At 30.6% G+C, this 16,648-nt stretch carries 21 protein-coding genes; 8 read left to right on the forward strand and 13 right to left on the reverse strand.

The window, feature by feature from the left end; translation table 11 throughout:
* Window positions 1-148: 148 nt before the first annotated feature.
* From K7G76_RS10110 to K7G76_RS10135, 6 genes are all read right to left on the reverse strand, one after another.
* Window positions 149-781, reverse strand: coding sequence for a TlpA family protein disulfide reductase (locus K7G76_RS10110; RefSeq protein ID WP_223034076.1), 633 nt, complete (start codon window positions 779-781; stop codon window positions 149-151).
* On the reverse strand, window positions 774-1,457 hold the full coding sequence (locus tag K7G76_RS10115; protein ID WP_223034077.1) for a LolA-like protein: 684 nt from the start codon (window positions 1,455-1,457) through the stop codon (window positions 774-776). The genes K7G76_RS10110 and K7G76_RS10115 overlap by 8 nt, the downstream gene beginning before the upstream one ends.
* 103 nt (window positions 1,458-1,560) lie before the next feature.
* Window positions 1,561-2,250, reverse strand: coding sequence for a TlpA family protein disulfide reductase (locus K7G76_RS10120; protein ID WP_223034078.1), 690 nt, complete (start codon window positions 2,248-2,250; stop codon window positions 1,561-1,563).
* 4 nt (window positions 2,251-2,254) lie between these two features.
* Entirely contained in the window at window positions 2,255-3,262 is a 1,008-nt protein-coding gene (locus K7G76_RS10125; RefSeq protein WP_223034079.1) for a family 43 glycosylhydrolase, read from the reverse strand.
* A 4-nt stretch (window positions 3,263-3,266) separates the two neighbouring features.
* A complete protein-coding gene (locus K7G76_RS10130; RefSeq protein WP_223034080.1) occupies window positions 3,267-4,910 on the reverse strand; it encodes a T9SS type A sorting domain-containing protein in 1,644 nt (547 codons plus the stop codon).
* A 28-nt stretch (window positions 4,911-4,938) separates the two neighbouring features.
* Window positions 4,939-5,469: a DUF1579 domain-containing protein gene (locus tag K7G76_RS10135; RefSeq protein ID WP_223034081.1), complete on the reverse strand. Its 531-nt coding sequence runs from the start codon at window positions 5,467-5,469 to the stop codon at window positions 4,939-4,941.
* Window positions 5,470-5,658: 189 nt separating this feature from the next.
* Here K7G76_RS10135 and K7G76_RS10140 point away from each other — a divergent pair, with 189 nt between their 5' ends.
* On the forward strand, window positions 5,659-5,976 hold the full coding sequence (locus K7G76_RS10140) for a hypothetical protein (RefSeq protein ID WP_223034082.1): 318 nt from the start codon (window positions 5,659-5,661) through the stop codon (window positions 5,974-5,976).
* 256 nt (window positions 5,977-6,232) lie between these two features.
* On the opposite strand, the gene K7G76_RS10145 is transcribed toward K7G76_RS10140, so the two are convergent.
* Window positions 6,233-7,081 (reverse strand): type II CAAX endopeptidase family protein, encoded by an 849-nt coding sequence (locus tag K7G76_RS10145; RefSeq protein ID WP_223034083.1) that lies wholly within the window; start codon window positions 7,079-7,081, stop codon window positions 6,233-6,235.
* Between the two features lie 128 nt (window positions 7,082-7,209).
* Window positions 7,210-8,349, reverse strand: a complete 1,140-nt coding sequence (locus tag K7G76_RS15500; RefSeq protein ID WP_223034084.1) for a helix-turn-helix domain-containing protein — start codon at window positions 8,347-8,349, stop codon at window positions 7,210-7,212.
* A 244-nt stretch (window positions 8,350-8,593) separates the two neighbouring features.
* On the opposite strand from K7G76_RS15500, the gene K7G76_RS10155 reads away from it, so the two are divergent.
* From K7G76_RS10155 to K7G76_RS10180, 6 genes are all read left to right on the forward strand, one after another.
* Window positions 8,594-9,439 carry an RteC domain-containing protein gene (locus K7G76_RS10155; protein WP_255572988.1) on the forward strand — a complete coding sequence of 282 codons (846 nt, stop codon included), beginning with the start codon at window positions 8,594-8,596 and terminating at the stop codon, window positions 9,437-9,439.
* A 3-nt stretch (window positions 9,440-9,442) separates the two neighbouring features.
* A complete protein-coding gene (locus tag K7G76_RS10160; RefSeq protein ID WP_223034085.1) occupies window positions 9,443-9,955 on the forward strand; it encodes a GNAT family N-acetyltransferase in 513 nt (170 codons plus the stop codon).
* Window positions 9,956-10,236: 281 nt separating this feature from the next.
* The gene (locus K7G76_RS10165; protein ID WP_223034086.1) at window positions 10,237-10,515 is read left to right on the forward strand and encodes a helix-turn-helix domain-containing protein; all 279 of its coding nucleotides are present in this window, start codon (window positions 10,237-10,239) and stop codon (window positions 10,513-10,515) included.
* A gap of 41 nt (window positions 10,516-10,556) precedes the next feature.
* Window positions 10,557-11,093, forward strand: coding sequence for a hypothetical protein (locus K7G76_RS10170; protein ID WP_223034087.1), 537 nt, complete (start codon window positions 10,557-10,559; stop codon window positions 11,091-11,093).
* Window positions 11,090-11,752, forward strand: coding sequence for a P-loop NTPase family protein (locus K7G76_RS10175; protein ID WP_223034088.1), 663 nt, complete (start codon window positions 11,090-11,092; stop codon window positions 11,750-11,752). Before K7G76_RS10170 ends, K7G76_RS10175 begins: the two co-directional genes overlap by 4 nt.
* A 264-nt stretch (window positions 11,753-12,016) precedes the next feature.
* A complete protein-coding gene (locus K7G76_RS10180; RefSeq protein WP_223034089.1) occupies window positions 12,017-13,099 on the forward strand; it encodes a Fic family protein in 1,083 nt (360 codons plus the stop codon).
* A gap of 34 nt (window positions 13,100-13,133) precedes the next feature.
* On the opposite strand, the gene K7G76_RS10185 is transcribed toward K7G76_RS10180, so the two are convergent.
* The 5 genes from K7G76_RS10185 to K7G76_RS10205 are packed head-to-tail and all read right to left on the reverse strand — an operon-like array spanning window position 13,134 to window position 15,879.
* Entirely contained in the window at window positions 13,134-13,799 is a 666-nt protein-coding gene (locus K7G76_RS10185; protein ID WP_223034090.1) for a ubiquitin-conjugating enzyme E2 variant, read from the reverse strand.
* Window positions 13,799-14,782 (reverse strand): hypothetical protein, encoded by a 984-nt coding sequence (locus tag K7G76_RS10190; protein ID WP_223034091.1) that lies wholly within the window; start codon window positions 14,780-14,782, stop codon window positions 13,799-13,801. The genes K7G76_RS10185 and K7G76_RS10190 overlap by 1 nt, the downstream gene beginning before the upstream one ends.
* 11 nt (window positions 14,783-14,793) lie before the next feature.
* Window positions 14,794-15,282, reverse strand: a complete 489-nt coding sequence (locus K7G76_RS10195) for a Pycsar system effector family protein (protein ID WP_223034092.1) — start codon at window positions 15,280-15,282, stop codon at window positions 14,794-14,796.
* Window positions 15,266-15,691 (reverse strand): lecithin retinol acyltransferase family protein, encoded by a 426-nt coding sequence (locus K7G76_RS10200; RefSeq protein ID WP_223034093.1) that lies wholly within the window; start codon window positions 15,689-15,691, stop codon window positions 15,266-15,268. The genes K7G76_RS10195 and K7G76_RS10200 overlap by 17 nt, the downstream gene beginning before the upstream one ends.
* An 11-nt stretch (window positions 15,692-15,702) precedes the next feature.
* The gene (locus tag K7G76_RS10205; protein WP_223034094.1) at window positions 15,703-15,879 is read right to left on the reverse strand and encodes a hypothetical protein; all 177 of its coding nucleotides are present in this window, start codon (window positions 15,877-15,879) and stop codon (window positions 15,703-15,705) included.
* 123 nt (window positions 15,880-16,002) lie between these two features.
* Between K7G76_RS10205 and K7G76_RS10210 the strand changes: the two genes are divergently transcribed.
* Window positions 16,003-16,647 carry an RNA polymerase sigma factor gene (locus K7G76_RS10210; RefSeq protein WP_223034095.1) on the forward strand — a complete coding sequence of 215 codons (645 nt, stop codon included), beginning with the start codon at window positions 16,003-16,005 and terminating at the stop codon, window positions 16,645-16,647.
* Window position 16,648: the final 1 nt, after the last annotated feature.

A 16,648-nucleotide genomic window follows, 5' to 3' on the forward strand; every position in this document is an offset into this window, starting at 1 on the left:
AAGTAGTTAAATTTTTGAAGCAAAAATTTTTATCAGATAAATCTTGCTTTATTAATTGATAGTAAAATTGATTAATATTTTGCTAATCTTAAAACAAGTAATTATTCTACTTACGAAGATTTTGTTTTGATGAAGATCCATATTACTATTATCGATTGTCAATGACTTTTTTAATACGCTCAAAATCTCCTTCTTCTTGAAACCCTATAAAAGCATCAACTATAATACCTTTTTTATTGATTATAAAAACAGTTGGAAATTTTTTTACATTAAAAACATCTGCAACTTTATCACCATTGGGTAGATGAATATAGCTAAAGTCCATTTTATCAAAATAGTTTCTTGCAGAATTTAGGGTTTTCTCTTTTGCAGAAATGCCTATGATTACTATGTCTTTTCGATTTTTATATACTTGATGCAATCTTTCCATTGTTGGCATTGCTTTTTTACATGGTGGGCACCAACTTCCCCAAAAATCAAGTACGTATATTTTTCCTTCTAACTTTTTTGATGAATAGACTGACTGATTGTTTAAAATGAATTTCCATGCAGGTGCTTTTGAATTAACTCGTAATAAACCCTCTTTTTCATCAAGCTCTCTTTGAATTTCATCTGTGCTATATTCTTTAGTATCTCTTTTATCACTGCTTATAGTGAAAAAAGATTTTTCTTTCTTTTCTTTTTCTTGACCAAAAGAAGAAAAAGGAATTATAGCAACCAAAGTAAACATTACTAAACTAAAGAAAATATGTCTCGCTATAGTTTTGTTGTGATTACTCATAACTTAAAATGGTTATTTCTTTATATAGAAACCCATCAGAATATGCAACTGGTAAATAAGTTTCGGTATCGACCCACCAAATGTCTTTTGTTGTAAGGCTCTTTTTTTTAGTTTCAGGACTTGGATTTTGCGTTTTAAAAACAGTAACACTCATAATTTTATAGCATAGTTTTCCATTTATCTTTTCTATCCCCTCAAAGGTATATAAACCACTTCCACGAGGTTTAAATGGTTCTTCTTGAGTAAAAGGGAAAAACCTCAACATAAAAAGGTGTTGTTGTAGCATACTCATTACTGTTTTTCTTTTGGGGTTATTTACTTTTTTTATGTCACTACTCCCTTTTTGATAAGTAAAGCTATCTCCATCGTATGCATAACTAAAGTTTTCAACCTCGCTTTTTTCTTTTATAGTACCTATTGCTTTAATATAAGCATTATCAAAACCAATATTTATAGCATCAGCCTTTTGCTGAATTATGGTTGCTTCAATTGTTGGAAAACCATACTTTCCTTTTGCATTTCGCTGTTGTATTTCGTACTTAATTGATTTTAGAGATAGGCAAGCCTCTTTTGTTTTTTGTAATACTTCATTTATTGTAATCTCATTTTGAGCATTTAAGAATGAGATGAAAAAAAGTGCTATTGTAAAAAACAAAACTGATTTTCTGTTATTCATAATATAAATTAATTTTTAGTTCGTGTTTAATTTAGCAGTGAAGTCCTATCAAATTATGGTTCCAAAAAATAAGATTTTGTTTAATCATAATAATATTGACAGTCTATTCCAGGAGTTTTTTGATTCCTGTTTGCAATTGCTTCTTAATGCCTAGGTTTGCACCAAAAATGACTTCACGAACCACACCTTTCTCATCAATAATAATATGAGTTGGATACGATTCAATATTTAGCAGTTCATTCAACTGCTTGGAATCATAAAGAATATCGTACTTAAATTGTTTTTTTGTCAAAAACTTCTGCACTTCCTCTTTGGTGTTGAAGGTTGGCGCTATAAAGTTGACTTTGTCCTCATATTCATTGACCAATTCATTGAGTTCTGGCATTTCCCTTATGCAAGGTACACATCCCGTAAACCAAAAATTAAAAACCGTAACTTTTCCTAAAAGTTTTGTTTTATTAATGGTCTTACCATCCATATTACTTAAAGAGAAGCTTGATAAAGGTTTATTGAGCAATGTGCTCTTTAAGTTAGACCTTATAAGTTTCTTTTTGCCAATTTCATCCTTTGTTTTGTATTCTAAATAATAAACGGTTGTGTCGCCTTTTTTAACAGAATACATAGAAAATTGCTTTCCACTTTTCATTATTTTCTGCATATCGGCTTTCTTAAGAACTTTGCCGTCTGGGGCTTTAATAACTGTTAATGGGTCATCGAAGCTTATCTGGGAAAACGCCTGAAAACCAATAAATAAAATACAGTAGAGAATCTTTATTTTTAATCCTAAATTCATATTTTCAATCGTTTACCTTATGAATAGCATGATTTATTCTTGTATGTCTATAAGGTGGGCCATCATACTCTAAAAATAAGTGTAAAGTATTTTCAACTTTAATTAATCCACATGCCCAAATCGTATACCAATTGGGCACATCATTTTCACTTAAAACAGGTTTGTCTTGAAATCGTTCCCAGTTAAGACCATCTTTACTTTTTACCATACCATAAGCTGAATTTCCTCCCCAAGTACCATCTCCATCATCTGAACGATATAGCATTAATAAATTTTCATCATCTTCAATAATTTTTGGAACTCCAATTTTATGGCTATCAAAACCTGTTTTGGACTTACTTAATACTGGGGTGTTTTGTCTAACCCAATTTATACCATCTTTAGATTTAGCTAATCCTACAGCGGTTTCTCCATTAGGGGTATCATTCATAACACCCATATAATACAACCAAAATTCATTACCTTTTATAATAACATCAGCACCGGCTAAAGAATATGAATCCCAGGAATCTTTGCGTGGTTTTAAAACCATTTCTTTATGAACTTTCCATGGCCCTTTTAAAGATTTAGCAGTGGCCAAGCCTATACCAATATTTCTATCATTATCAAGAACATCCATGAATAAATAATAGATGTTTTTACGTTTGATTATACTTGTTGCAAAACCATTAGGTTTAGTTAGCTTATACGGTAAGTCTTCACTTGAAAAAAGAGGTTTGTCAAACCATTCCCAATTTTCTAAATCTTTAGACTGTAGTACTCCTACATTAATTTTCTTACAAGGCCATCCACCTACCAAGTCATTAATCAGGAGATAATACATTTCATCTTCATAATATAACTCGGTAGAACTAATGGATTTACCTTCAAAAAATGTGCTATTAATATTAGGAATTATTGAGTTTGATGTTGAACTTAAGGGAGTGAATTTTATTTCATTTTGCGCATACAAATAACTATGACTATTAAACACAAAAATGATTAGAAGAAAAAGTTTACTATAAATTTTCATATTGTTAGTATTTGATTAATTGCTTAATAGACTTGCCATTATTAGTGTTAACCTCGATAAAATAATTTCCAGCTGGAAGTTTTTCTAAATTCATAGATGGTATAGGTGAGTTGCTATTTATCATTAAAACCTTGTCAGTAATTAGTCTTCCGGTTAAATCATAAATAGAAATAGTTTTTAATTCAGATGCTTCTTTTAGTTTAAAAAACACCTTTCCTTGAGTAGGATTAGGATATATTAAAAAGCTATTCACAAAATCATTATGGGTTCCCAAGGAGGCAGAATTTTCAAAAAAGTATATAGCGCCAGCATTTGACAAAGTGTTCATGCCATTTTCATCTTCATCTTCTCTATGAGCCCCAATAATTAAATTTTCATTATCAATGGATATAGCGGCACCAAAGATGTCACCAGCTCCTCGATCTGAAGCATTTAATTTTTGAACTTGCTGCCAATTTCCTGATATGAATTCAAAAAGATAAGCTGAACCAGCATCGCTCAAAGTATTCATGCCATTTCCATCTTCATCTTCGTCATTTGCACCAACTGCCAAATAAGAACCTGAAAGTGATACAGAGTTACCAAAAGAATCATTGTCGCTTCTATCCAAAGCCACTCTTTTAGCATTCAGTAACCAATCTCCAGAATTTTCTCTATTAAAAATATATACAGCACCTGAATTTATTAATGTGTTCAACTCGCTAGCATCTTCATCCTCTCCAATACTTCCAATTACTACTATGTCATTTTCTATAGCAACACTATATCCAAAATTATCTTCAGCAGATCTATTACTTGCTACTATTTTTTTTACTTCATTCCATATTCCAGTACCATTTCTTTCAAAAACATAGGCGCTACCAGAATTATTCAAGGTATTACTCCCTAATTCATCTTCATCTTCATTATAAGCTCCAACTACTGCATAATCTCCTGAAATAGATACTGACCATCCAAATAAGTCACCAGATTGTCGATCTGAAGCTGTAAGTTTTTGTACTTCATTCCAAATGTCTGAACCATCTTTTTCAAATAAATAGGCAGAACCAGATGATGAAAGTGTATTATTACCCGTTACATCTTCGTCCTCTAAATTTGCTCCTACTATTAGATAGTCTCCATCCATAGATACTGATTGTCCAAATCTATCACTGGAATTTCTGTCAGAAGCAACTATTTTTTGAATTTCAATCCAAGTATCAGAAACATCACGTTTAAAAATATATGCAGAACCAGCACCATTAAGAGAATTATTACCATTAACATCATCATCTTCTTGGTATGCCCCAACTACAATATAATCTCCAGATATTGAAACACTTCTACCAAAGCGATCTGATGACTCTCTGTCTGATGCTACAATTTTTTGAATTTGATTCCAATTTCCTGAATTATCTTTTTGAAAAATGTAAGCAGCTCCAGCATTTGTTATTGAATTTAAACCACTAACGTCCAATTTTTGTTGATAAGCACCAACTACTGCATAATTATTATCAATCGCAACTGAATAACCAAATAAATCAGGTGATTCTCTATCTGGAGCAACAGCTTTTTTTATCTCAACAAAATCCTGTCCAAAAGTTAGATTGAAGGTCAAGAAAAATACAAAAACAAATAGTTTGTTAAAATTTGAGTAAAGATGTTTCATAAGATGTTTGGCTTTAGTGTTTAATAATCTATTTAATTCTTGTAGCAGTAAACCTTCCAAAGTTTTCAATCCAAGTCTTTCCATTATCATACGACCTATCCATTTTAAACTTATATGAATCGTTCTTTATATCGTAATACTCAAAACGCTCTAAAAAATCTCCTTGATAGTCATAACCTTTACCAGTGCTTACCAATTTTCCATCTTTCAACTCTGCTGAAATATCAGTTATACCTTTATACCCTGGCATAATCCAAACAATTTGATACTTATTGGTTCTAGGATTGTAGCTTCTTATACTAGTACCCCTAAAAACAATATTATTATTTTTATCAAGACTCAAAAAATCATCTTGTATAGCATATCCATCAAGAATATATTTAACAATAGATTTAGCTTTGCTTTTTTGATAGGTGCCGTTCGGTAAAATATCAACCGATTCAATGGACCATTCTCCAATAAAAAAATCTATTTTTTTTAGTCCTTCAGACTGGGCGTTAAGTAAGTGTGATAAAATAAAAAGGGTTAATAGTAAAAGAGTTGTCTTTAAATGCTTCATGTTTCTATATTTTTTTTCTACCAAAAATAAATTAGTTAGAAACTGTAGCAATGTTTAACCGTAAGAGGTTAGTACTACTTTATAAGTTGGAATAGATTTCTCTTTTTTAAAGAGTTATAATTAGGATAATTGCTCAATCTTTAAAATGAAAAATAATTAGATAATTAAACTATGCTCAATAATTTAATAATGAATGTTATCCAAGCAGCCCCAAACGGAATAGTTAATGAAAAAACAATTTTTAGGTTTAAGCAAAGAAATAATATAGTAAATGCAGAATATTCTGGAGGAAAAATTAAAAAAGGTTATCTGATAGGTTTTCTGCAAAAGAAAGTTTTAACATTCACCTATTGTCAATTTAGATTGTCTGGAGAGTTAGACCACGGTAAGTCTAAATGTGTTTTGTCTGTAGACCCAAATAACGGTAAGCTAAAGTTGACAGAAAAATTTGATATGAAAACCGAAAGCTCAACTGAAATAGGCATAAATGTCTTTATGGAAATTTGAATGGTATTGTAGCACTTATTTAATCAGTTAGGATTGCTTCTTTTACAATATAAATCGACAAAAAAATAATTCGGAAGTATTTTTTCAAAATAAATAACTTCCGAATTTAACCACTAAACTATACTAAATTAATTTTCGTTTTCTTTCCTTTCAACTACTACTATTTTATAACTATTTCCACAATAATCAGTTAAATTTGTAAGAGGACTCTTTTAAATTTTAACTCAAAAAGTTCAACTTTCGTTGAAAACATACATTATCTTCTCAAAGTAAGTATGTTTAAATATGAATTTCCTTTATAAGCTAAATTTTTACCTTCAATGCAGATTATGGTTAAACTAGCAATCCAAAATAACAATACTACTATTAAATAAGGTCCTAGGTAGCTTCCTTCTAATGTAAAAGTATAAAGCAATTTTGGTGTTAATTCAACTTTAGATGGGGGTGGTAAAAAAGAAATAACAGATAGCATTATACCATGCATTGAATGACATAAAATACCAAACAATAAACTTCTTTTAGTTTTATTAAAAATCCATGTCCAAATAATTGTTACAGGAATAACATATAAAAGAGCCCAAAATATAGGGACATTATGCATCCCATTTCCTAAAAAATAAGTTGGGAGATGCCATAATAGATGAACAAATCCTAATATAACACTAGCTTTAAGAGGAGAATAAATAATCTGCATTCTTTCAAGAGCAAAGCCTCTCCATCCAAATTCCTCGCCGAAGCCAGCTATTAATATTTGCATAACAAAGACCATTAGCAACCATTTCATTGAATATGGAGTTGTAGTTACTTCCTCGCCAGTTGCAAAAAACCAAAGTATTTTAGCTATTAAAAATATTATTCCGAAAGAGAATATTACAATGGGATACCAATACCATTTAACTCCTTTTTTTAAAAACTGTTTAAAGAACACTTTAAGCCCGTCAAGACCGTAATAATAAAGCATTAGAATAATAGCCGATAGTGTTGGCCCATAAACTGCAGGAATATAATAAGGGATTTCAGGTAACCCAAAGCCTATTATTGTGAATAAAATAGACCATGTAATAAGAAATGATAATCCAAAAAAAGTAAATAATTGATTTTTCATAATTTAAAGTTTAATTTTAATTTCATGATAGTGACGACTAATATCAAACTTTAGTTACTTGAATGTTTTGTTTTTATGTCTTATGTTATAAATTGAGATTTTTTTAAAATAATGAACAGTTCAAAGATTTAACTTTCGCTAGCTTTAGAATTTTGTTCAACATATTGTTTTGGTGTGCACGCAACATATTTTTTAAAAACACGATAAAAAGAGCTATTGCTTTTAAATCCCGATTCACTTGCAATTGCAAACAATGTTAAGTTTTTATTTTTTTTATCAAGTAATGTCATTTTTAACTCTTCTATTCTAAATTTGTTGATGTAGTCAAAAAAATTATCTTCATTATGATAATTTATTGCAGCAGATAATTCATGCATTGATACATCAAGTTTTTCAGCAACAGTGCTTATTTTCAAATCAGAATCTCTATACAGTTTTTCTTTGTCCATTAGGGCTTCTAATCTAGTTATAACTTCTTGATAATCACCAATATCTTCATTGCTAGGTTTGTTTTCCCCTTTTCTTTTATTGTAAGAGTTTTTCAATTGATTTTCTATATTATTATCATAACCTTCAAAAGAAAAATATACCTGAAGTAAAAGAACTAATATAACCAAAAGCGAAATCGTATAATTATCAACATCGGTATAGTAAACCTCAAAATGATCAGAAATTAAACAAACAAAAAAACTTAAAATTGATAAAGTAGAAATCAACAAGTATAGATTTTGCGATCTAATAATAATTTGCTGTTTTAAATCACTGGAACTATACAAATCAAACAAGGCTGATTTTTTTCTCAAAACCAAATACCCAAATAAGCAATATAGCCCAATATGAAGTACATATAAGTATTGCATTAGTTCCATTTCTGGTTTTTCAGTAGGTCTATAAAATTCTTTAATTATTTCTAATTTTTCTGGAGCAGATTTAATATAAAAGGGCAATATCCAAATAAATACTATCAAGAAAGGAATAAAATGCAAAGTGTCTTTCCAGGTTACTTTTCTTTTAACATGTAAAAAAAGTAGAGGGCCAACGGTAAACAATAAAGGGCCATTAATCCACATAATTTGCGGATAAATCAGAGATAAATCAACCAGTTCATAGTAAGAAAAAAAGAGACAAATAGAGAACATAATTGTCCCCAAAGCCATAAAAATACTAGACTTTTTTTTAACAGATTGAATTAAGTAATAAAGCCCTATATTAAAAGAGCTTATTGCGGCAAACAAAACTAGTATAGAATAAATATTTATACCTGTCACTTAAGTTTTTAATTGCAAGATAAAAATTAATTAGGTTTAGTTTAGTTTGTATGTTAAAAGAGCTTGTTAAATATTTGTTATAATAATTTCATGCCAAATAGTTTAGCTTTTTTCCTAATAAATTTTAGTTGAATAAATAACTATTCTTAATTTATAAGATGGTATGAAATTTTAATCGAAACCTATAATTTTTTTCCTTTTTAGAGGTAATTTTCGATGCTATTAATAATTCCTGACAATTGTATTGAAAAAAATTGAGGACATACTCCAAAACTTAAACCATTCAATCGATTTTTTAGAATCTGAATCCGAAGATATTTTATCCATTGCTGAAGAAGGAATAAAAATTTCTAAAAAAGCACTAGAATTATTAAGAGCTTTAGTTTCCAAAAAGAAATTCAATAAGAAAGAGGAAGAAATACATTTCTTTAAAAATATAAAACCACATATTTTCAGCAAGCTCATATATTATCAAAAGCTATTTAATATAGAAAGTAAAAGACCTCGATCAAGTAATAAATCACAAATAAAATATTTCAATAAATATATAGACAGATTACAAAACTATTTCAATGACCACCTCGAATTCTACCATTATTACCGTAGAGGAGCAACATTTTTAGACGATCATTACTTTGTAAGAGGGAAAATAGATATCCGTTTGTTTCCCGATACATTTTCTTTTTTCACTGATAATAAATTCTCTACAAGCCATGATAGTACTGTGGCTACAATATTGGCCTATGATATGCTTATTGTGTATTTAAAAACAGAAATTGATAAACTTGAAAATAGCAACGGTATGGAAACAATAATTAATCCCTTTCAAAATCAGTCAAGACTATTTTGGACTGCAAATAAAACTGATTTAATCGAACTCATTTATGCACTACATAGTTCAGGGGTAATAAATAATGGTGCTTCAGATATAAAGGACATTGCATTAATGTTCGAACAGGTGTTTAATATCAGTTTGGGAGATTTTTATCGAACCTTTCTAGAAATACGTTCCCGTAAAATCAATCAGACAAAACTTATTGACAAACTCAAAGAGTCACTGCTTAAACGTATGGAAGAATCAGATATATAGTCTATGGAACAATATTCTAATCATATAGAATTTAAAAAGGTATCGAGGTTTTCTGAAATTGCTGATCTGGAAAAATTAGCAAACATTATTTTTTATGAAGCCTATAATAAAATACTTAAAGAAGAGGAAATAGCTTTTCTATTAAATACTTTCCAAAACAAGTCAATCATAGATTATCAAATAAGAAAAGAAAACTATCAATATTATTTAATCTATTGTAATAATTACAAAGTGGGTTATTTTGGCTTTCAAATAAATAAAAATAGACTCATTTTAAGCAAGTTATATGTTTTGAAGTCCCATCGAAAAAAAAATATTGGAAAAGAATCAATAAACTTTATAAGTATAAAGGCTATGCAAGAAGGTGTGGACTTAATAGAGCTTTTGGTAAATGAAGGAAACATCAACGCAATCAGTTTTTATGAAAACTTCGGATTTAAGGTTCTAAAAAGAACAATCAATTCCTTTGATAATAAAATATTTTTCAAGGATTGCCTAATGGGTAAAAAGGTGTAATTGCGTGTAACAAAAAACATCAACTTGGGTGTGTCTTGGGTGTTACGATATTCAATTTTTTTTATTTTTTTTGGTGGCTCTTTAACTTAATATGGATATCAAATCATAATAATTTAATTCATTAAAAATGAGCTCATAAAATTACCCATGTTGGGTCAGTCTTGTGAATAAACCTCATTAATTCACTTCATATTTGCCTTACGAAAGTCAAATCATTATTAATAGCTACCATTGAGGGCGAGAGTTCGAGGTGGTAGCTTTTTAAACTAAAATCATTGCGTATGGCAGCAACAATTATCACTACCGAAGATCTTCGAGAATTTAAAAAAGAATTACTTGAAGACATCAAAGCAATCATGAATAATCAATCAGGTTTCGCACCAAAAAAGTGGCTCAAATCACCAGAGGTTCGAGACCTGTTAAGTATCTCACCAGGAACATTACAAAATCTTCGTATCAATGGCACTTTGCCTTATACCAAAGTTGGTGGTGTTATCTATTATGACTATGAGGAAATTTTAAAGGTAATGGAAGAAAACCGCATCCATAACAAATTTTAGTGTCATTGCGAGGAGCGTAGCTACGTGGCAATCTCACTCATATGGAAGAAGTCAACTACATCAAACACCTTAACGCAGTTTTCAACCAATTCTCTAAAGACAGTCGTTTAAACCCCACACATATAAGCTTATATATTGCTCTATTTCAATTGTGGAATTTAAACCGATTTTTAGAAGAGTTTTTTATAAACCGTGATGAGGTTATGCAGTTATCTAAAATAGGCTCTAAATCTACTTATCACAGATGCATCAAGGAATTAAATCATTGGAAATATATAATGTATTTCCCATCACACAATCCGTATAGAGGGAGTAAAATTAAGATGCTCAAATTTGGGACAAGTTCTGGACAAGTAGTGGGACACAACTCTACTCAAATTGAGACAAGCAGTGGACAAGCACTGGTACCTATATATAAACATATACAAACTATAGAAAACAAAAACATTAATAAACAGAAAAATTTTAAAAATTCAGATTTTAAAGATTCTGAAAATAACAGCAAACATAACAGCAGTATCCCAAATTCGGACAACCTAAAGACTACTAAAAATAAAAACTACAACGAGCCTTTATGAAAAATGAGCAACCACATATCATTATCGAAAAAGGAGTGCAATACAAACTTGGCGAACTCAAAGACAATCATATCCATTATGATTTCAAGAGCATACTCATTTACCTCGATGCAAAAGGGAAATTGATGTTTGGTAAAAACTTCAAGATTTATGAAGAAGATGAGGTGGTACTTTACAAACTGTGTATCTATTTCATTCGTGATTTTGAAGCCTGTGCAAAACTAAATATAGATCCAAACAAAGGTGTTTTATTATCTGGTCCAGTTGGTTGTGGTAAAACCAGTTTAATGAAACTGTTAAGGTATATTGTGCCTCACCATAAACCGTATGAAGTTATTCCAGCAAGAAATATCACGTTTGCATTTAACAATATTGGCTACAAAACCATTCAAGAATACGGAAACAGCAATTTCTATTGTTTTGACGATTTGGGTGTAGAAACAACAGGTCGCCATTTTGGAAAGGATTGTAATGTAATGGGCGAAATCCTCTTATCTCGCTACGATTTATTTCTTCAGCGAAAAATTAGAACCCACGCCACAACAAACTTAAATGCTCAAGAATTGGAAGAACGCTATGGTAATAGGGTTCGCTCAAGAATGCGCCAACTTTTCAATTTAATTGCTTTTGATAAAGAAAGTGTTGATAAGAGAAAATAAAGGACAACACCACCTCAACACCGACAAATCTACGCTAAAACACCAAATTAAACTTTGGCAAAAAACTCAAAATTTGCCAAAACTTAATTACTCTTTGAATAAACCAATTTTTAGTAACAAAAGTAAGTTTTGCCCACGTCTTTAAAACGAGGGCAATTTTTACCCTTGTGTGTAAAACGAGAGTAATTTTTCACTATATTTACCTTTGTATTAACATCAAGGACGTTTAACGCCCTTGTTCAAAACAAAAAAATAGGTAATAAAATGAGTTATAATCCCGAAGTGCCATATAATAGTTTACCACTACTTCCACCAACGGCAGAAGTAGAGAGTATGACCATACTTAAAAAAAACATTACGGCCAGTAGGGCATTGTCAGAATTAAAAGGAGCAATAACCAATCTCCCTAATCCAACATTATTTATTGACACTATTAACTTGCAGGAAGCCCGAGCAAGTTCTGCCATAGAAAACATTATAACAACCCAGGATGAACTGTTTAAAGCTTCAATTGCAGACTTAAAAAGTAATAACCCAGCGACTAAAGAGGTAATTCACTATAAGGATGCATTATGGTATGGGGTAGAACAGATTGAAAACAGACCAGTGCTTACAACAAATCTCTTTATAGCAGTAATGCGCATAATAAAAGAGAATAAATCTGGTATTAGAAATGCTCCGGGAACACAGCTTAAGAATCCAGCTACCAACCAAGTCATTTACACACCACCTGAAGGGGAAGAAAACATCAGGAAAAAACTAAAAAATCTGGAAGATTTCATTCATGCCGAAGATGATATAGATCCTTTGGTTAAAATGGCCATCATTCATTATCAGTTTGAAGCCATCCACCCATTTTTTGACGGAAATGGACGTACAGGAAGAATCATTCTTTTGCTATATCTAAAACTTACAGGTTTATTGGATTTACCTGCATTATATTTAAGTAGTTACATAATTGAGCATAAAAACGATTATTATACAAATCTTCGGAACGTTACCGAAAATGATAATTGGGAAGCTTGGATTTTGTATATGCTGGATATGGTAGAGGAAACAGCCTTAAAAGGACGTCAACAAATCGCTGATATAGAAAGGCTAATGAATGAAATGGGCGCCGAAATTCAAGAAAAATTACCGAAAATATATTCAAAAGATTTGTTGGAAGTACTGTTTAAGTTGCCTTATACCAAACGGAATCAATTGGAGAGTGCCGGTTTGGGTAATTTAAAAACAGTTGGTAATTATTTAAAAGAGTTGGAAGCCAACGGCTTCCTCACAAGTGAACAAGTAGGTAAAGAAAAGCTATATCTTAATTTTAGATTGTTGGAAGTATTAAAGGGTTAAAAAAACTCTATTGAAAAAGTGAAGGATGGATTTTTTAAGAGCTTATTCCAGCTAATTTAGCTTTAAAAATTTCTAAATCTAATTTAAGTATTTCTTTTCCAAAAGGTTTTAATTTTTCTACAGTTATCCAGCAGCATTTTTTATATTTTGGGCCACCACAAATAGGGCACTGTTTGTTTCTTTCTGTTTTAAATACCCCTAAAGAACAGTTTATGTATTTTACAATTAATTCGCAATCGGTTAAATTAAATTCTTCTTTATAAAATTGTACTACACCATCAGCATCATGTTCGTATTCTTCACCTGCATAGGATTCAGTTTTAATTTTATATTGATGATTTGCAAAAAATGGATAAACATATTTTTTATAAAAACTTATTAAAGTAATTCCTTTTCTTTTCTCAAGCATTAACTTATGGTGTATATCCAAGCAGCATTTCCCTTTTTTTGAAATGTGAAAATCATCATCACGTTCAATTTTAGTACTACTTTCATAGACTTCAGGAACGACATGGGGATATCCTAATTCTGGAATAACTATCCTTACTTCATAATCATTCCAGAAATCTCCATTCGTGTCAATTACATTGATAACACCATCTAAAACTAAATAGCCGTCATTAGTTTTATCTGCATTAATAATAAAATTGAAGTATGTATTTAGAAAATCAGTTAAATCCTTATTTAATCTGGTATTCATTAGAATTTAAAATATGGCTTACTTATCTTGGCAATTGGGCTTAAATAAGCAGGGTTAAGTGATGAGCTTTTTGTATTGCCAATATTTAAAAGCAAATTGCCATCAATATTTTGTTTAGCAAAATCATTATCAACTAAATATCTCTCCCAATCAAAATCATAATGATTATAAAATCTTCCATCTTCATGGTCCCATATAGGTTTGGGTTTTTGTTTAAAATATTTGTTAGTGGATGAAAGTTGATTGAAAATGTGCTGTCCGACAACAATACCATTACTTAACGCTGTCGCTTGCATTTTAGGGGCTAAACTAGTATGTAAACTACAGGTTGTTACTTCACCAGATTCACCTAACCCAGAATACATCCATAATACTTGATTATCATGACCTAAATCTAATCCAGTTCTTGTATAAATATCTTTAATGCCATTAGATTCAAAATAATCCTTGAGGTCATTCTTGACAAAATATGATATCATTGAAAAGGCTTTTAAAGCATCCTTTGTGGCTTGACTTTTTTCGATATTTTTTCCGCCAAAGTAAACCATAAGGCCGTCACCTTGAATTCTATGTACATAGCCGCCACAAAGGTTAACAGCGAATATAGATGCTTTTACTATGCCTTCTGTAATTAAAGCAACTGTAGCCAATGTAAATCGGTTATGTAATTGGGTGCTTTTTTGCACATCGACAAATCCTGATATTATCCAATGTTTTTCAGTAATAGTTGTACCCCTTAAATGGCCAAAATCGGGGTGATGTCCAAGTCTAGGTAAATTGGTTATAGTAGGTGTTCCATGCCCTTTGACTAATTGCACGGATTCATTTAGATTTTCTAAACCAGGAAGTTCGCTTCGAAGATCTTGAATATAACCCAAGTCGTAATCTTCATCTGGTGCATTACTAAAAAATCTATTACTGTATTTAGGATCTTTATCTACAGCTTTTTTTATAACGTCTAAATAAGGGTTAAAAATGTTCATGATTTTTGTGTTTATGAATTAATTAAAATTGTTAAAAGTATAATGAGCAACAAGGCAAATTGAGCAACAAGAAGTATTCCGGCAAATTTTAACCTAGTAAACTTCTTTGTTAATCCTTTTGAAAGAATATAGGTTTGTGACCTTAAATCTTTTAACTCATCTTTTTCCGAGTATTCTTCTGATGTTTTACTAAATTCAGATTCTTTCATTTGTGAAACCGAACCAAAATAATAAAGGGAATCTGGCTTTTTTGAAAAAAATGGAATACTCGCTAGCGACAAGATAATTAAGCTAACAACTCCTGTTAATAGCAAAAGACTAATACAGAACTTTCCAAATCCTGACATTTCACAAACCAAATTAGTTTGTGTTAATAGTACTATGATACCTCCAGTAATGAAAGTATTAATGGCAATATAAACCGCCGATTTATTGTTTACACTATCAAAATAATGGTCAAATCTGCCTATGGTGTATTGTAATCTATCTTTTTCCATCATCGCTTGTGATTAATTTAAATGCTACAAACCCGAGTGCAATTAAAAATCCATTGGTAACTTGACTACTTGATTCTTTACCATATTGTACCCAGTTTGCAAAATGCTCACAGTTAAAACCGAGAAAACTATATTTATGCCCAAGTTTTTGTCTTGCTCTTATAATGGCTTGTTGTATTTGAAATTGATTACCTGTAAAACGTCTTACTTTTACAGGCTGATATTCCTTTAGGAGTTCCAATAACTCATAATGCGAAATTTGTTTAACGCAGCCTTTAAGGTTTCCAACAAAAACTCCACTTCCAAGATGTACGACATAGTGATCTAAAATGCGTCCTATACCAGTCTTTTTTTTAGCTACAACCACATCTATAGGCTGTAAACTGTTTATTAGTTGTAAATAATTCGTCATATTATAAGTACTTATTTTTCTTTTCTAACACCCTTAAAAGGAGTTTTACTGGAAGTTTTGCCATCCATAAACCGTCCTGTTTCTGTATCACGCTTTACCCAAACATTAGTTTTTGGATTTTTTACTTGCGAGCGTCCTTTAACTGCTCCGTGTCTTCGGTTGTCACCGCTTTTTCCGTTTGTTGCCATCTTAATAAAATTTTGTGTACTTTAACATCATTAATGCCTCAAACTTTTTGGGGCGTTATATTTATATGAACAAAGTGTGACAAAAAATATTTGTCACAGAAAACACATATCATTATAGTGATTATGGATATAGAATTTCATTTACTTGCTATTTCCGAAAAGGAGACACATTTAAAAGAATCTAAAACTTCTTTTTCTATTATTTATGAGCATTTTAGAAAGTTTCTGTATAATGTGATAATAAAAAACATCCATTATAAGTCGCATAAAGAAGAATTTGCTAAAACAATACTTAATGAAGTATTTTGCTATGTTTGGAACAATCCTTTAGCGTGGGAATTCAATCAAAAAAAGCATAAATCACCTGACTCCGGTTTTAAAGCATACTTATCTACAATTGCTTACTACAAAACATTGGAGTACTTAAGGGCTAATGAATCATATTTAAAGAATGAGATGCCAAAAGTTGATGATGTTAACAATGATTGGCTCTTCAATTTAGAAGCTAATGAATATGAAACTTTAGAAAGCGAATTACAAAAAAAGAATAATGTTCTGGATGGTATTTTAGCTAATCTGGAACCAAAAAAACAAGACATTGTAAGGGTTTATTTTCAACTTTATGAAGGAGGCAAAAAAATGAGAAGTGAGAACATAAAGTTAATGGAGTCTATGTTTAACACAACTTGGGATAATATTCGGCAAATAATTTCTCGTGTTAAAAAGCAAATTAAAGAAGCAGCAAAAAAGACAACTAAAATTCAATAAA

The sequence above is a fragment of the Hanstruepera marina genome, from assembly GCF_019880635.1.
Classification (GTDB): Bacteria; Bacteroidota; Bacteroidia; order Flavobacteriales; family Flavobacteriaceae; genus Hanstruepera; species Hanstruepera marina.

Bases quoted from the DNA above. Each gene is read 5' to 3' on its own strand.
- K7G76_RS10110 (WP_223034076.1), bottom strand. From the start codon at position 781: ATGAGTAATCACAACAAAACTATAGCGAGACATATTTTCTTTAGTTTA.
- K7G76_RS10115 (WP_223034077.1), bottom strand. From the start codon at position 1,457: ATGAATAACAGAAAATCAGTTTTGTTTTTTACAATAGCACTTTTTTTC.
- K7G76_RS10120 (WP_223034078.1), bottom strand. From the start codon at position 2,250: ATGAATTTAGGATTAAAAATAAAGATTCTCTACTGTATTTTATTTATT.
- K7G76_RS10125 (WP_223034079.1), bottom strand. From the start codon at position 3,262: ATGAAAATTTATAGTAAACTTTTTCTTCTAATCATTTTTGTGTTTAAT.
- K7G76_RS10130 (WP_223034080.1), bottom strand. From the start codon at position 4,910: ATGAAACATCTTTACTCAAATTTTAACAAACTATTTGTTTTTGTATTT.
- K7G76_RS10135 (WP_223034081.1), bottom strand. From the start codon at position 5,469: ATGAAGCATTTAAAGACAACTCTTTTACTATTAACCCTTTTTATTTTA.
- K7G76_RS10140 (WP_223034082.1), top strand. From the start codon at position 5,659: ATGAATGTTATCCAAGCAGCCCCAAACGGAATAGTTAATGAAAAAACA.
- K7G76_RS10145 (WP_223034083.1), bottom strand. From the start codon at position 7,081: ATGAAAAATCAATTATTTACTTTTTTTGGATTATCATTTCTTATTACA.
- K7G76_RS10160 (WP_223034085.1), top strand. From the start codon at position 9,443: ATGGAACAATATTCTAATCATATAGAATTTAAAAAGGTATCGAGGTTT.
- K7G76_RS10165 (WP_223034086.1), top strand. From the start codon at position 10,237: ATGGCAGCAACAATTATCACTACCGAAGATCTTCGAGAATTTAAAAAA.
- K7G76_RS10170 (WP_223034087.1), top strand. From the start codon at position 10,557: ATGGAAGAAGTCAACTACATCAAACACCTTAACGCAGTTTTCAACCAA.
- K7G76_RS10175 (WP_223034088.1), top strand. From the start codon at position 11,090: ATGAAAAATGAGCAACCACATATCATTATCGAAAAAGGAGTGCAATAC.
- K7G76_RS10180 (WP_223034089.1), top strand. From the start codon at position 12,017: ATGAGTTATAATCCCGAAGTGCCATATAATAGTTTACCACTACTTCCA.
- K7G76_RS10185 (WP_223034090.1), bottom strand. From the start codon at position 13,799: ATGAATACCAGATTAAATAAGGATTTAACTGATTTTCTAAATACATAC.
- K7G76_RS10190 (WP_223034091.1), bottom strand. From the start codon at position 14,782: ATGAACATTTTTAACCCTTATTTAGACGTTATAAAAAAAGCTGTAGAT.
- K7G76_RS10195 (WP_223034092.1), bottom strand. From the start codon at position 15,282: ATGATGGAAAAAGATAGATTACAATACACCATAGGCAGATTTGACCAT.
- K7G76_RS10200 (WP_223034093.1), bottom strand. From the start codon at position 15,691: ATGACGAATTATTTACAACTAATAAACAGTTTACAGCCTATAGATGTG.
- K7G76_RS10205 (WP_223034094.1), bottom strand. From the start codon at position 15,879: ATGGCAACAAACGGAAAAAGCGGTGACAACCGAAGACACGGAGCAGTT.
- K7G76_RS10210 (WP_223034095.1), top strand. From the start codon at position 16,003: ATGGATATAGAATTTCATTTACTTGCTATTTCCGAAAAGGAGACACAT.